The organism is Phenylobacterium sp., assembly GCF_016793225.1.
GTDB lineage: Bacteria > Pseudomonadota > Alphaproteobacteria > Caulobacterales > Caulobacteraceae > Phenylobacterium.
Genome location: NZ_JAEUMN010000126.1, coordinates 17,181 through 31,679 on the forward strand (window position 1 = coordinate 17,181; position 14,499 = coordinate 31,679).

The following is a 14,499-nucleotide window of genomic DNA, read 5'->3' on the forward strand; positions in this document are numbered from 1 at the left end:
CGCCCCGGGCCTTACCCGCGGCCGCGGTAGGGCGCGACGCCCTGGTCCGGGAGCCACAAGCCCTCAGGCGCCGGGCCGGTCTGCCAGAAGACGTCGATCGGGATGCCGCCGCGCGGGTACCAGTACCCCCCGATCCTCAGCCACTGCGGCGACAGCTCGCGCACCAGCCGCTGGCCGATCGCGACCGTGCAGTCCTCGTGGAACGCCCCATGGTTGCGGAACGACCCCAGGTAGAGCTTCAGCGACTTCGACTCCACCAGCCAGTCGCCCGGCGCGTAGTCGATCACCAGGTGCGCGAAGTCCGGTTGCCCCGTCACCGGGCAGAGCGACGTGAACTCCGGCGCCGTGAAGCGCACCAGATAGGTCGTCCCGGCATGCGGATTGGGCACGCGCTCGAGGACCGCCGCCTCGGGGCTCTCGAACCCCCGCGCCTCCCGCCCGAGCTGCGTGAGATGGGTCTCTTCCATGCGCGGCCTTTACCGGCTAGCACGGCCCCAAACAACAACGGGAGGACGCGCGATGGCCCAGGGTGATTTTCACGACTTCGTGGTGGTGGTCACGGGCGCCTCCACCGGCCTCGGCCGCGCCGTCGCCGTCGAGGTCGCCTCCCGCGGCGCCAAGGCCGTGGTCATCAACTACGCGCGCAACCGGGACGACGCCGAGGAGACCGCCCGCCAGTGCCAGGCTCACGGCGCCGAGACCGTGCTGGTCCAGGGCGACGTGGCGAACGACGACGACTGCCGCCGCATCGCCGCGGCCGCCGAGCCCTACGGCCGCATCGACGCGCTGTTCAACAACGCCGGCACGACGACGTTCAACAATCACGCGAACCTCGACGGCGTCTCCGCCGACGACTTCCTGAAGCTCTACGGCGTCAACGTCATCGGCCCCTACCAGATGGTCCGCGCCTGCCGCACGCTGCTGGAGGCCGGCGAGCGCCCGGGCGCGGTGGTGATGACCGCCTCCATCGCCGGCGTCACCGGCATCGGCTCGTCGGTGCCCTACGCGGCCTCGAAGGGCGCGCTCAACACCATGACCCTGTCGCTGGCCCGCGCGCTGGCGCCCAAGATCCGCGTCAACGCCGTCTGCCCCGGCTTCATCGACACCCCGTGGTTCGGCAAGGGCGTCGGCGAAGCGGCCGCCGCTCGGGTCCGGGAGAACGCCGCGGCGGGCACCCCGCTGAAGGCCGCCTCCACCGCCGAGGACATCGCCGTCTCCGCCGTCTTCCTGGCCTCGCCGCACTCGCGTCACGTCACCGGCGAGACGCTCCTCGTGGACGCCGGCTCGCACCTGGGATTCGCCCCGCTCGTGGCCCGCTGATCCGCCCCGGCGCCCATTTTTCAGGCGCCGCGCGCTCAGCCTGATTAATCGTTCGTCAGCGGACTCGTGGCTTCGCTGGACCGGCCCCCCCGCGTTGATCTGAGGCGTTCGCCGCCGACCATGGCGCGGCGTGCCGGTCACGGCCGGGTGCATCAAGAGGGGATAGACAAATGAGAACGCTCAAACTCGCGCTGGCGGCAGCCGCCGCCTCGCTTTGCTTTGCCGGCGCGGCCGCCGCCCAGGAGGACAGCTCCGGCCCGTCCTTCTCGTTCAACATCGGCGCGTCGACCGACTACGTGTTCCGCGGCTTCAGCCAGACCGACGAGGATCCGCAGGTGTTCGGCGGCGTCGACGCCACCCTGGGCATCGGATACGCCGGCGTGTGGGTGTCCAACGTGGACTTCCTGGACTCCACGGACGCCGAGTTCGACATCTACGCGGGCGTGAAGCCCACCGTCGGCGCGGTCACCTTCGACCTGGGCGTGATCTACTACGGCTACATCGACAAGGGCGCGTCGAACTACGACTACTGGGAGTTCAAGGCCGCCGCCTCGGTGCCGGCCGGCCCGGCGACCCTGGGCGTGGCGACCTACTATTCGCCGAACTTCTTCGGCGCCGCGGACGACGCGTTCTACTACGAGGCCAACGCGGCGGTGACGATCCCGGAGACCAAGTTCTCGGTGAGCGGCGCCATCGGCCGTCAGGAGCAGGACGGCGGCCTCGACTATACGACCTGGAACGTGGGCGTCGGCTTCGCGCTGACCGACAACGTGGGCTTCGACGTCCGCTACTTCGACACGGACGCCTCCAACGCCGCCGACCCGCTCGGCTACGGCGACTCCCGGGTGGTCGGGGCGATCAAGCTCGTCTGGTGACCGCTCGCGCGATTCGCGCAGGGGAGCCGCCGCCTGACCGCGGCGGCTCTTTCGTATCCGGCGAGGCCGTTCCGGGTTGCCTCCGGAGGCCGCAATACCTAGGTTCCGCCGCCCTGGCGGGCCGCGCCGGCCGAGCGGGCTGGCGCCTTGGCGCTTCCACGGCTTGTTTTGACTGACGGACCGCCTGCACCGCCCTATGGTCGGGAATCGACAGGACGTCAGCGGAGTTCGGCGCATGGAGCGGATGACCGTTCGGGCCCAGACCGTCGTCTTCGACATGCTGCTCGCGGCTGTCGCCTTCTCCGTGGCCTTCTTCGTCGCGCCGACGCAGCCCGAGCTGGGCTTCGGTCAGGCGGGCGCCATGTCCTTCTTCCAGCTCGCCGCCCTCTATGCGGCCATCGCCGGCGTCTTCAGCCTCGCGTTCCGGCGCGAGCTTTCGCCCTGGCGCTACGTGTCCATCCCGGATGCGCTGGTGCTCACGCGCAGCGCGGTGCTCACCGTGGGCGTCTTCCTGCTCGCCTGCTTCGTCCTCGACCGCGCCGAAGGGCTGCCGCGTTCCACGCTGGTGATGGCGCCCCTGTTCCAGATGGTCAGCGCCATGGGCGTGCGGATCCTGCGCCGCGCGCTGCACGAGCACGCCCTCGAGAGCTTCTCCCCGCTCAAGACCGCCACCGACCGCCTCGCCCAGGCCCCGTCCCTGCTGCTGATCGGTCCGCCGTCGCTCGCGGACACCTATCTGCGGGACGTCGCCCGCAGCAACGACCGCGCCTACACGCCGGTCGGAATCATCGGCACCGATCGCCGCGACGTGGGCGCACAGGTGCGCGGGGTCTGCATCCTGGAAGCCATCGATCGCCTGGACGCCGCGCTGGCCGACCTGCGGCGCTGGAACCGCTACCCGCGCGCGATCCTGTTCCTCGAAGAGCCGGCCAAGCTCAAGGGCCTCACCGCCGATGTCCTGGGCCGCCTCAAGACCGACGGCATCCGCCTGCTGCGGCTGCCCTCGATCGTCGAGCTGAGCCACCACGAGGGGCTGACCCTCCTTCCGGTGCGCGACATCAACATCGAGGAGCTGCTGGCGCGCGACCCCATCGAGCTCGACCGGGGGGCCATCGGCCGCCTGATCCAGGGCCGCCGCGTTCTCGTGACCGGCGCCGGCGGATCCATCGGCGCGGAGCTTTGCCGCCAGGTGGCCAGCTTCGGCTGCGGCCACCTCACGGTGCTCGACTTCTCGGAGACGGCCCTCTTCGAGATCGAGCGCGAGATGCGCGAGACCTATCCGCACATCTCCACCAAGGCCGTTCTCTGCGACGTCCGCCACGCCAAGCGCCTGGCCAACGTGTTCGTCCAGGAGCGGCCGCACCTCGTCTTCCACGCCGCGGCGCTGAAGCACGTGTCCATGGTCGAGCGGCATCCCGCCGAGGGCCTGCTCACGAACGTCGTCGGCACCTGGAACGTGTGCGAGGCCGCCAAGGCCGCCGGGGCCGGCCAGATGGTGCTGATCTCCACCGACAAGGCCGTCGACCCCACGAACGTCATGGGCGCCACCAAGCGGCTCGCCGAAGCGGTCATCCAGGCCCAGCAGACCACCAACGACGGCGGCACGCGCTTCTCCGCGGTCCGCTTCGGCAACGTCCTGGGGTCCTCGGGCTCGGTGGTGCCGATCTTCAAATCGCAGATCGAGCGCGGCGGTCCGGTGACTGTGACCCATCCCGAGATGACGCGCTTCTTCATGACCATCCCGGAGGCCGCCCAGCTGGTGCTGCACGCGACCGCGGCGTGCCACGAGGACGATCGCCGCGACTCGCGGCTCTTCCTGCTCGAGATGGGCGACGCGGTGTCGATCCTCGACCTGGCCCGGCAGATGATCGCGCTCTCCGGGCGCAAGGACGTGGAGATCGAGATCACGGGGCTGCGTCCGGGCGAGAAGCTCACGGAAGCCCTGCTGGACGAGACCGAGACCTCCCTCCCCGCCGCCTCGAAGGTCCTGGAAGTGATCTCCGGCTCAGCGGTGCGCATGACGCCGGGCCACCTGGAGGATCTGGCCCAGGTCGCCCGCGACGGCGACACCGAGGCTGTGAGGCGCGCGCTGTTCGACCTGGTCGCCCAGGTGCGCGGCGAGGCGCCCGCGGCGCCGCCCAGCCTCCGCGTCGTCAAGGGCGGCTGACCCCACGGCCCGCGTCCCCCAAAAGGTCAGGGCTATCGCATACGGCCGATGGCCTTCGCGCCGCCGCACCTTCCTCTCCCGCAAAGCGGGAGAGGGGTACCGCCCGCCGAAGAGCGGGTGGTGGAGAGGGCGAGCGGCAGCCACAGCGCCGAGAACGACCGCCGGGCAGGGCTGCCGCCGCAGGCGCTCGATCGAACCGCAGAGGACGCAGAGACGCACGCAGAGAGCGCAGAGATCTCCGCGGCCTCCGCGCTCCTCTGCGATCTCTGCGGTTGAAGCCGGGCGGCTCCACCGCCCCTCACGCCCGGCGACTTCACAGCCCGCCCCGGACGTGATCCGGGGGGGACCGCCGAAGGCGGTGGAAGGGGGCTGCCCGCGGTGCTCAACACCCCTCCACCCTGCTGCGCAGGGAAGTCAGGGAGTCGGCGGCGCGCCCGCGGCTATTCGGCCGCGACGACCCGTTCAGGCGACTTGGCGGCTTCCAGGCGCGAGACCAGCGCCTCGTACTCGTCCCACAACGCCTTGGGCGTCGCCTCGCCGAAGCGCTCGTAGAACGCCGGGATCAGCGCCGCCTCCTGACGCCAGATCGCGGGATCGACCGTCAGCAGCAGGTCGAGTTGCGCATCCGTCAGGCTGAGGCCGGACGTGTCCAGGCTGGCCTTGGCCGGCACGAGGCCGATGGGCGTCTTCACCGCTTCCGCCTTGCCGTCGAGCCGCTCGACGATCCACTTCAGCACGCGGCTGTTGTCCCCGTAGCCGGGCCAGACGAACTTGCCCCGCTCGTCCTTGCGGAACCAGTTGACGAAGAAGATCCGCGGCAGCTTCCCGGCGTCGGGCGCGGTCTCGCCCATCTTCAGCCAGTGGGCGAAGTAGTCGCCCATGTTGTAGCCGCAGAACGGCAGCATCGCGAACGGGTCGCGGCGCAGTTCGCCGATGGCGTTCTCGGCGGCCGCCGTGCCTTCCGAGGCCACGTTCGAGGCCATGAACACCCCGTGACGCCAGTCCAGCGCCTCGGTGACCAGCGGAACGGCCGACGCGCGGCGGCCGCCGAACAGGATCGCGGAGATCGGCACCCCGGCGGGGTCTTCCCACTCGGGCGCGGCCACCGGGCATTGGGCGGCCGGAACCGTGAAGCGCGCGTTCGGGTGCGCCGCGGGCTCGTCGCTGTCGGGGGTCCAGTCGCGGCCCTTCCAGTCGATGAGGTGCGCGGGCGGGGTGTCGGTGAGGCCTTCCCACCAGACGTCGCCGTCGTCGGTCAGCGCCACGTTGGTGAAGATGGCGTTGCCCCACAGGGCGTCCACGGCGTTCTTGTTGGTGACCTCGCCCGTGCCGGGCGCGACGCCGAAGAACCCGGCCTCCGGGTTGATCGCGTACAGGCGGCCGTCGTCGCCGAAGCGCATCCAGCAGATGTCGTCGCCGATCGTCTCGGCCTTCCAGCCCTTCAGCGTGGGCTGCAGCATGGCCATGTTGGTCTTGCCGCAGGCGCTCGGGAACGCTGCGGCGATGTACTTCACCGCGCCCTCGGGCGACGTCAGCTTCAGGATCAGCATGTGCTCGGCGAACCAGCCTTCGTCGCGCGCCATCACCGAGGCGATGCGCAGCGCGAAGCACTTCTTGCCCAGCAGCGCGTTGCCGCCGTAGCCCGAGCCGTACGACCAGATCTCCCGCGTCTCGGGGAAGTGGACGATGTACTTCACCTCGTTGCAGGGCCAGGCGACGTCCTTGACGCCGTCCACCAGCGGCATGCCGACCGTGTGCACGCAGGGCACGAAGAAGCCGTCGTCTCCCAGCATGTCGAGGGCGCCCTTGCCCATCCGCGTCATGATCCGCATCGAAACCGCCACGTAGGCGGAATCGGTGATCTCGACGCCGATCTGGCTGATCCGCGAGCCGAGCGGGCCCATGCAGAAGGGCACGACGTACATGGTGCGGCCGCGCATCACGCCCCTGAAGAGGTCCTTCAGGTCCGAGCGCATCTCGCTGGGGTCGAGCCAGTTGTTGGTCGGGCCGGCGTCCTCCGGCTTCTCCGAGCAGATGAACGTGCGGCTCTCGACGCGCGCTACGTCGCGGGGATCCGAGGCGGCGTAGAAGGAGTTCGGCCGCTTGGCCGGGTTGAGGGGCTTCAGCGTCCCCGCGGCCACCAGCTCGGCGGTCAGGCGGTTCCACTCTTCCTCCGACCCGTCGCACCAGACCACGCGGTCCGGCTCCGCCAGGTCGGCGATCTCACGCACCCATTGCACAAGCTTGGCATGTTTGGTCGGCGCGGGTTCGAGTCCCGGCACGGTCCTAAGGCTCATAGATCTGCTACTCCTCGAACCCAATTTGGCACAGGGGCGTCCCCAGCGCCCCCTCACCGCGAGCGATCCTCATAGAGGCTGTAACCCCGTCTGCATACCGCGGGCCAATCCGTCACCGGCGAAGCTCGCGCTATCGTGTGGATAGAATACGGAAATGGCGCCCGGTTGGCTCATGTTCCAGGCATGCCGTTGCGGCAGACCAGGGCGCATCGGCGAATCGGCTGCGAGAATTCCTGGGGCTGGACGTGCGGGCCGCTCCCCCGCGACCCGCACGCCATGACGCCGCTCCCCAAGCGCGGCGTGCCCATCGAGGCGCCGCGAACCTAAGTGACGTCGAAGGCTAGACGCCGCCGATCGCGCCCGCCCCCCAGTGAATTCGCCCGGCGTCCGCTGCGACGTTGGCGACAGCGCCGGATTGAGGCATTTCTGACACCGTATGAGCCTGATGGCGAACCCCGGCGCCCAGCGGCCCACCGACCCGCTGCTCGAGATCTACCTCGAGCGGCGCGCCAATCTCGTCCGGTACTTCGCGGCGCGTTGCGGGTCGACCGAGCTCGCCGAGGATCTGGCCCAGGAACTCTACGTCAAGATCGCCACCCGTGACCTCAGCGTCACGGCCGAGAACCCCGTGGCCCTCATCTACCGCATCGCGGGCAACGTCATGCTCGACCGCGCGCGGGGCGACGCGCGATCCAGCGCCCGCGACGCCGCCTGGCGGCGGGTCGCCCACGTCACGATCGGCGACGAGGACGTGGCCGAACTCGCCCCGGCCGACGAAGCCGTGTCGTCCCGCCAACGCCTGCGCCAGTTGGTGGACGCTGCGGCCGAGCTGCCCCCGCAGCAGCGGCGCGCGTTCCGGCTGCACAAGCTGGAGGGCCGCAGCCACGCCGAGACGGCGCGGGAGATGGGAATCTCCGTCAAATCAGTGGAAAAGCATGTGTCGGCGGCGCTGAAGACGCTGACGGCGAGACTCGGCCTATGAGGCTCTACCTGAAATTGTACCGGACGACCGGGGGGCAAGCGCCCTCGGCGACGTCTAACCGTGCGACGGGCCGTCGCATGGGGCCTGTCAGGGGAGAGCGATGAACCTCGGCTGGCGATACGGCGACGAGACGCGGCGCGAGGACGCCGCCGTCTGGGTCGTGCGGCTGGAAGCCGGAGACCTTCGGGAAGCGGAGGCTGTGGCCTTCGACGCCTGGCTGTCGGCCAGCCCCCAGAACGCCGCCGCGTTCGACGCCGCCCTCGCCGTTTCGCAGGGCTATGGCGCGCAGGGCCACGCGGTCGCGCGGGCGCTCGCCGAACGCCGCGCCACGCCGGCGCCGGTCGGCGTCGGTCGCCGTGCAGCCCTGGGGCTGGGCGCCGCGGCCGCGGCTGCGGCCGTCGCGGTGGTGCTCGCGCCTGAACTCGCCGGCCCCGAGACCCAGACCTTTGTCACGGCCAAGGGAGAGCGGCGCACGATCGCCCTCCCGGACGGCTCGACCCTGGACCTGAACGGCGGCACCCGCCTGACGGTCAGTTTCTCGCGCGGCGCGCGGCGCGTCACGCTCGAGGAGGGCCAGGCGGTCTTCGACGTGGCGCACGCGGCCCGGCGGCCGTTCGTGGTGGCGGCTGGCGACCGCCTCGTCCGCGTGGTCGGCACCCAGTTCGACGTCCGCCGGCTCGGCGGCCAGGTCTCCGTGACCGTCGCGCGCGGGTCGGTCGAGGTGCGCCCCGGCGACGGCGCCGCGGGCGAGGCGTACCGCCTCCGCCCCGGCCAGAGGTTCGAGCACGAGGAAGGCGCCGCCGAGGCCCGCGTAGCGGCCGCCGAACCGCGGGACGTCCTCGCCTGGCGCACGGGACGGCTCATCTACCGCGAGCAGCCCCTGCGCGAGGTCGTTGACGATCTCAACCAGAAGTTCCAGACCCCGATCCGCATCGAGGATCCGGCGCTCGGCGCCATGCCCATCTCGGGCGTGCTCGTCCTCGACGACCAGGCTGCGGTGATACGTCGCCTCGCCTTGCTCGTTCCCATAAGCGCGGTACGTTCCGGCTCGGCCGTGGTCCTCAAGCGCGATCCTGCGTCGGACCGTTAAGCAGGGCGTGGAGCCATTCGACGACGGAGCCTGCCTCTCCGAGCGGTGCTGGGCGGCGTTGTCCTTGCCTGCGTAGCGGGCCGGGCCGACGCGGCTGATGCGCGCCTGCGCCTCAACATCCCGCCGCGCTCCTACGCCGACGCGCTGATCGATCTGGCGCTGCAGGCCAACGTCTCCATCCTCGGGACCGCCACTTGCGGCGCCGGCGGCCGCGTCGAACTCTCGGGCTCCTACACGCTCGACGAGGCGCTGGACCGAATCCTGGCGGGGGCGCCGTGCCGCCATCGCCGCATCGATTCCCGCACGGTGCGGATCACCGCCGCGCCCCCCCGCATCTCGCTCCCGCCCCCGCCCGAGCCGCCACGCGCCGCGGCGGTGGTGGCCGAGGTGCTCGTGACCGCCACCAAGCGGCCGGCCGCGCTGGACCGCCTCCCCGCCGGGGTCAGCGCCATTTCACGCGACCAGATCGCCACCACGCGGGCAAACGACGTCGGCCAGACGATCGGGCAACTGGCGGGCGTTCTTTCCACGAACCTGGGGCCGGGGCGCGACAAGCTGCTGGTCAGAGGCCTGTCGGACGGCGCGTTCACGGGGCGCACCCGGACCACCGTGTCGACCTACCTCGACGACGCGCCGATCAACTACAACGCCCCGGACCCGGACCTCCGCCTGGTCGACGTCGAACGCATCGAGGTCGTGCGCGGCCCCCAGGGCGCGCTGTACGGGTCGGGCGCCATCGCGGGCATCTACCGGATCGTGACGGCCAAGCCTGACGTCCGCGACGTCGCGTTCGGAGCTTCCGCGACGGTGGCGACCACCGAGGGCGGGAGCACCAGCCACGAACTCGACGGGTACATGAACCTGCCCCTGCTGCAGGACCGCGCGGGACTTCGTCTCGTCGCCTACCGCGACGTGCAGGGCGGCTATCTCGACGACGTCCGCCTCAGGGTCACCAACGTCGATCAGACGCGGCGCGACGGCGGCCGCCTCGCGTTCCGGCTGCAGCTCAGCGACGACTGGCGGTTCGACGCCCTGGCCGCCACCCAGAACCTCCGCTCCAACGACACCCAGTACGTCACCGCCGAGATGACGGGGGGCCGGCGGCAGCCCCAGGCGATGGCGCGGCCCGGCCGGGCCGCCGCGCCGGACGAGCGGGGGAACCGGATCCGCGAGACGCACAACAACGACTTCTCCTACGGGGGCGTGCGCCTGCAGGGGGACTTCGGCTGGGGGACCGTCGCGTCGTCGACGAGCTACATCCACCACGTCTTCGCCAGCCAGTACGACGCGTCGGCCGCGCGCGGGATCTTCGGGGCCGAACTGGCCGACCTCGGCGTCTATGACGAGCGCACCCGATCGACCATGGTCGTGCAGGATCTCGTGGTGCGTTCCTCGCCGGCGGCCCGCTTCGACTGGCTGGTCGGCCTCTATGCGGCCCGCACGCGCGCCCGCAGCCCGTCCACGCTGGAGTTCCTCTCGCCGGCGTCGGCGTCCACGGTCTACTGGGAGAGCCGGCGGGACAAGCTGACCGAGTACGCGCTCTACGGCGAAGGCTCGTACGACCTCGGCGGCGGCTGGACCGCCTCGCTGGGCGGCCGGGTCTTCCAGACGCGGGTCGTCACCACCGCCGACCTCAGGATCAGCCCCCCCTTCGCGCCGCGCTTCTTCGATCAGGCGCGGACCTTCGACGGCTTCTCCCCCAAGATCTCGCTGCAGCGTGAGTTCCCGAACGGCGACCTCGTCTACGCCCTGGTCAGCGAGGGCTATCGCCCGGGCGGCTTCAATTCCTCGGGCTTCTTCCCGATCCGTACGACGCGGACGACCTTCCGGCCCGACCGGCTGCGCAACTTCGAGGTCGGCGCCAAGTTCCGCCGGCTGGACAACCGCCTCACCGTCCGCGCAGCGGCCTACTACGACGACTGGGCGAACATCCAGACCGACCAGTACCGGCAGTCCGGGCTCGCCTACACGGCCAACGTCGGAGACGCGCGCATCCTCGGCCTCGAGGGCGAGGCCGCCTACGAGTTCCCATCGGGGCTCACGGTGCAGGCGAACGGCCTTGTCTCGGACTCGCGGGTCAAGAACATCAACCCCGACTTCCCGGTGTCGCCCGCCGCGCGGATCGCCGACGACCTGCCCGGCGTGCCGGATCTCTCCGCGGGCGTGCTGGTCACCTACCTGCGGCCGCTCGGCGACACGCTGTCCCTGCGCCTGGTCGCCGAGGCGAGCTACGTCGGTCGGTCCGGCCTGTCCTTCGATCAGCCGCCGCGCACCGACCACTACCTGCGCACCGAGCTGGCCGCCGAGGTCTATGCCCGATACTGGCGGCTCACCGCCTTCGTGACCAATCCCCTGAACGACGATGGCGACACGTTCGCCTACGGCAACCCTTTCAGCTTCGCCGACAATCCCCAGACGCCCGACATCATCGAAGCCGTCCGCCAGGCGACCCCGCAACGCCCGCGCACCTTCGGCGTGAGACTCGCGGCCGCGTTCTGAAGCGCTGCCGCGGCTGGGGGGCGGGCCCCTGCGGCGGCGTCTTTACCCATGGTGGGATGGGAGCGGGGTACGTGGTAAAACTCACGGCGCTCGTTTGTGCGCAGAATCAGGACGCATCCCTGGATGCGTGCCTTCGCAAGCTGAGCTTCTGCGACGAGGTGGTGGTGGTCGCCGACCGCTGCACCGACCGCAGCCAGGAGATCGCGCGCCGCCACGGGGCGGTCGTGATCGACGGCATCTTCCCGCTCGAGAACCAGCGCCGGCAGGCGGGCATCGAGGCCGCCACCTCGCAGTGGATCCTCGAGATCGAGCCCGACGAGCTCGTGGACGCCGCGGTGGCGTGGGAGATCCGCGCCGCCATCCAGATGCGCCCGGTCGGCGACTGGTACGAGCTGCCCATCGACAACTACATCGGCGAGACGCGCGTCCGCGGCGGCTGGGCCGGTCCCCTCGCCCCGCGGCGGGAAGCGCGCCTCTACAAGCGCGGCCTGAAGGCCTGGGGCCCCCGGCGCCTCAACGCGCCCTATGTGCTCGCCGGCGCCTCGGGAGGCGCTCTGAAGGGCGCGATCCGCCGCTCGGTGGGCCGCGACGCGGGCGGCGTCATCGCCCGGCTCGATCGTCTGACGGCGCTGGCGGCCGAGGATCTGGCCGAGGCCGGGCGCATCCGCGGCGCAGGCGCCATCGTCGCCTCGGGCCTCCTCACCTTCCTCGGCGCCTATGTCGCGCGGGGCGGATGGCGGGAAGGTCGCATGGGGGTGTTGGCGGCCACCGCCTCGGCGCTCTTCCCCGTGCTGTCGCGGCTGCGCGCCGCCGAGGCCGCCTCGGCCCGGCTGGAGGCGGCCTCGTCCGAGCCGACCGGCGTGGCGGCGCTGCGCAAGGTGGTCGGGCTCGGGCGCTAGTCAGGCGCCGCGACGCGGTTTACGCACGAGCCTGCGCGCCGTCGCGCGGATTCCTCGAGCGCAGGTTCCCTTGGCGATCCTCGTCACCGGCTCCGCCGGCTTCATCGGCTTTCATCTGGCCCGGCGCCTGCTGGCCGCGGGCCATGCCGTCGTCGGGCTCGACAGCCTGAACGCCTACTACGATCCCCAGCTCAAGCGCGCCCGGCTCGCGATCCTGGAGGCCTCCGCCGCGTATCGGCACGTGACCATCGACCTGGCCGACCGGGAACGCATGCCGGCGCTGTTCGCCGAGACCAGGCCCGAGGCCGTGATCAATCTCGCGGCCCAGGCGGGCGTCCGCTACAGCCTCGAGAGCCCCGAAACCTACGTGGACTCCAACGTCGTCGGTTTCCTGAACGTCCTGGAGGGGTGTCGGGCCCACCCGCCGCGCCACCTGATCTACGCGTCCACCAGCTCGATCTACGGCAATCACGCAAACCTGCCGTTCAGCGTGCACGACGCCGCCACGCACCCGATCACCCTCTATTCCGCAAGCAAGGCCGCGAACGAGGCCATGGCGCACGCCTACGCCCACCTGTTCGGCATCCCCTGCACCGGCTTCCGCTTCTTCACCGTCTACGGCCCCTGGGGTCGTCCCGACATGGCGCTCTTCAAGTTCACCGACGCCATCCTGAAGGGCCGGCCGATCGAGGTGTACGGCCAGGGCGAGATGCAGCGCGACTTCACCTATGTCGACGACATCGTCGATGGCCTCGTAGCCGCTATCGACCGTCCGCCGTCGGCCGATCCGGCCTGGGACGCCACGAAGCCCGATCCCGCGACCAGCGCCGCGCCCTGGCGGGTTCTGAACCTCGGCGCCAGCCGCCGCGTCGAGCTCATGCGCTACATCGAAGTCCTGGAGGAGAAGCTCGGCAGGAAGGCCGAGATCCACTTCCTGCCGATGCAGGCGGGCGACGTCGCCGCCACCGAGGCCGACACCGCCGAGACCCGGCGGGTCCTCGACTATGCGCCGTCCACGTCGATCGAGATCGGGGTCGGGCGGTTCGTGGACTGGTATCGCGAGTACTACGGGGTCTGAGGCGCGGCCGCCGCGCAGCGCGAGGTCAGACCGGCTGGTCCAGGGACTTCGCCGGCTGCGAGAACCACCTCGGCCCCTGCTCCGTCATGTGGAAGCAGTCCTCCAGGCGGACCCCGAACGCGCCCGGGAGGTAGATGCCCGGCTCGTTGGAGAAACACATGCCGGGCGCCAGCCGCGTGGTCTCACCGCGGACGAGGTTCACCGGCTCGTGCCCGTCCATGCCGATGCCGTGGCCCGTCCTATGGGAGAGACCGGGCAGCCTGTAGTCCGGGCCATACCCCAGGCTCGCGTAGTAGCCGCGCACGGCGTCGTCGACGCTGCCGCAGGTCGCCCCCAGCCGGGCGGCCTCGAAGACGATCTCCTGCCCGCGCCGGACCTCGCCCCAGACCTTGCGCTGCTGCGGCGTCGCCTCGCCGAACACGAACGTCCGCGAGATGTCCGACTGATAGCCCTGGAAGGTGCAGCCGCAGTCCATCAGCACGACCTCCCCGGGTTTCACCGCCTGGGGCTTGCCCGATCCATGCGGGTAGGCCGCGGCCTCGCCCAGCAGGACCAGCGCGAACTCGGGCCGCCCGCCCAACTTCACCGTCGCTCCGTTCATGATCGCGCCGATGTCCTCGGGGCGCATGCCGGCCTCGATCCGCGGGACGGTGTAGCGATAGGCCGCCATCGTGATGTCCGACGCGTGCTGCATGAGCGCGATCTCGGCCGGGGTCTTCAGCATCCGGCAGGCGCGCACGACACCGGCGCCGCTGACGACGCGGACGCTTGGCAGGTTCCGCTTCAGCCCGTCCACGATGAAGAAGCGGCTGGTTTCCTCGATCGCGACGTCCTGTGACGCCGCCCCGCGGGCCTTCAGCCACGTCGCGACGATCGCCAGCGGATCCTCATGTTCGTGCCATGTCAGCACGTCGGCCGGCACGCCGAGGCTCTCGCGGATCGACGGCTCCTCGAAGAAGGGCGTCACCATGACGACCTCGCCGCGGGCCGGTATGAGCGCGCAGGTGAGCCGCTCGCTGCGGCCCCAGCGCACGCCTGTGAAGTAGACCAGGCTCGAGCCCGGCTCCACGATCAGCGCCGCGAGGCCCTCCCGCCGTAGCAGGCCCTGGACCTTGGCGATGCGCGCCGCCCGTTCCGGTCCGCCGATCGGCGGCGGCGGCGAGCCAGGCCCCTCAGGGCCCGGGGCCGCACCCCAAGTCAGCGACGGCGCCAGCGCGGCCAGGCTTCCGAAGCCCAAGAAGCTCCTGCGATCCATGGGCGGGGACCGTCGCGCGACTCCGGGCCGGGCTCAA

At 70.9% G+C, this 14,499-nt stretch carries 11 protein-coding genes; 8 read left to right on the forward strand and 3 right to left on the reverse strand.

All coding sequences use genetic code 11. From position 1 onward, the window contains the following. Nucleotides 1-11: 11 nt before the first annotated feature. On the reverse strand, nt 12-467 hold the full coding sequence (gene queF, locus JNK30_RS14965) for a preQ(1) synthase (RefSeq protein WP_293483313.1): 456 nt from the start codon (nt 465-467) through the stop codon (nt 12-14). 52 nt (nt 468-519) lie between these two features. On the opposite strand from queF, the gene JNK30_RS14970 reads away from it, so the two are divergent. The 3 genes from JNK30_RS14970 (at nt 520) to JNK30_RS14980 (ending at nt 4,362) form a co-directional block, all read left to right on the forward strand. Continuing rightward, the gene (locus JNK30_RS14970) at nt 520-1,320 is read left to right on the forward strand and encodes an SDR family NAD(P)-dependent oxidoreductase (protein WP_293483314.1); all 801 of its coding nucleotides are present in this window, start codon (nt 520-522) and stop codon (nt 1,318-1,320) included. Between the two features lie 170 nt (nt 1,321-1,490). After that, nucleotides 1,491-2,195 (forward strand): TorF family putative porin, encoded by a 705-nt coding sequence (locus JNK30_RS14975; protein WP_293483315.1) that lies wholly within the window; start codon nt 1,491-1,493, stop codon nt 2,193-2,195. 235 nt (nt 2,196-2,430) lie between these two features. Then, nucleotides 2,431-4,362, forward strand: coding sequence for a nucleoside-diphosphate sugar epimerase/dehydratase (locus JNK30_RS14980; protein WP_293483316.1), 1,932 nt, complete (start codon nt 2,431-2,433; stop codon nt 4,360-4,362). Nucleotides 4,363-4,802: 440 nt separating this feature from the next. Here JNK30_RS14980 and JNK30_RS14985 read toward each other — a convergent pair whose 3' ends face one another. Next, nucleotides 4,803-6,659, reverse strand: coding sequence for a phosphoenolpyruvate carboxykinase (GTP) (locus JNK30_RS14985; RefSeq protein ID WP_293483317.1), 1,857 nt, complete (start codon nt 6,657-6,659; stop codon nt 4,803-4,805). Nucleotides 6,660-7,095: 436 nt separating this feature from the next. On the opposite strand from JNK30_RS14985, the gene JNK30_RS14990 reads away from it, so the two are divergent. From JNK30_RS14990 to JNK30_RS15010, 5 genes are all read left to right on the forward strand, one after another. After that, entirely contained in the window at nt 7,096-7,641 is a 546-nt protein-coding gene (locus JNK30_RS14990; protein ID WP_293483318.1) for an RNA polymerase sigma factor, read from the forward strand. Nucleotides 7,642-7,741: 100 nt separating this feature from the next. Continuing rightward, entirely contained in the window at nt 7,742-8,731 is a 990-nt protein-coding gene (locus JNK30_RS14995; RefSeq protein WP_293483319.1) for a FecR domain-containing protein, read from the forward strand. A gap of 45 nt (nt 8,732-8,776) precedes the next feature. Next, nucleotides 8,777-11,230 (forward strand): TonB-dependent receptor, encoded by a 2,454-nt coding sequence (locus JNK30_RS15000; RefSeq protein WP_293483320.1) that lies wholly within the window; start codon nt 8,777-8,779, stop codon nt 11,228-11,230. A gap of 71 nt (nt 11,231-11,301) precedes the next feature. Then, on the forward strand, nt 11,302-12,129 hold the full coding sequence (locus JNK30_RS15005) for a glycosyltransferase family 2 protein (protein WP_293483322.1): 828 nt from the start codon (nt 11,302-11,304) through the stop codon (nt 12,127-12,129). A 70-nt stretch (nt 12,130-12,199) separates the two neighbouring features. Beyond that, nucleotides 12,200-13,207 carry an NAD-dependent epimerase gene (locus JNK30_RS15010; RefSeq protein WP_293483324.1) on the forward strand — a complete coding sequence of 336 codons (1,008 nt, stop codon included), beginning with the start codon at nt 12,200-12,202 and terminating at the stop codon, nt 13,205-13,207. Nucleotides 13,208-13,232: 25 nt separating this feature from the next. Here the strand turns inward: JNK30_RS15010 and JNK30_RS15015 are convergent, their stop codons facing one another. Continuing rightward, on the reverse strand, nt 13,233-14,444 hold the full coding sequence (locus JNK30_RS15015; RefSeq protein ID WP_293483326.1) for a Xaa-Pro peptidase family protein: 1,212 nt from the start codon (nt 14,442-14,444) through the stop codon (nt 13,233-13,235). Between the last annotated feature and the right edge of the window lie 55 nt (nt 14,445-14,499).

Excerpts from the sequence above, each read along its gene's own strand:
- queF (WP_293483313.1), bottom strand. The coding sequence starts at position 467 with ATGGAAGAGACCCATCTCACGCAGCTCGGGCGGGAGGCGCGGGGGTTC.
- JNK30_RS14970 (WP_293483314.1), top strand. The coding sequence starts at position 520 with ATGGCCCAGGGTGATTTTCACGACTTCGTGGTGGTGGTCACGGGCGCC.
- JNK30_RS14975 (WP_293483315.1), top strand. The coding sequence starts at position 1,491 with ATGAGAACGCTCAAACTCGCGCTGGCGGCAGCCGCCGCCTCGCTTTGC.
- JNK30_RS14980 (WP_293483316.1), top strand. The coding sequence starts at position 2,431 with ATGGAGCGGATGACCGTTCGGGCCCAGACCGTCGTCTTCGACATGCTG.
- JNK30_RS14985 (WP_293483317.1), bottom strand. The coding sequence starts at position 6,659 with ATGAGCCTTAGGACCGTGCCGGGACTCGAACCCGCGCCGACCAAACAT.
- JNK30_RS14990 (WP_293483318.1), top strand. The coding sequence starts at position 7,096 with ATGAGCCTGATGGCGAACCCCGGCGCCCAGCGGCCCACCGACCCGCTG.
- JNK30_RS14995 (WP_293483319.1), top strand. The coding sequence starts at position 7,742 with ATGAACCTCGGCTGGCGATACGGCGACGAGACGCGGCGCGAGGACGCC.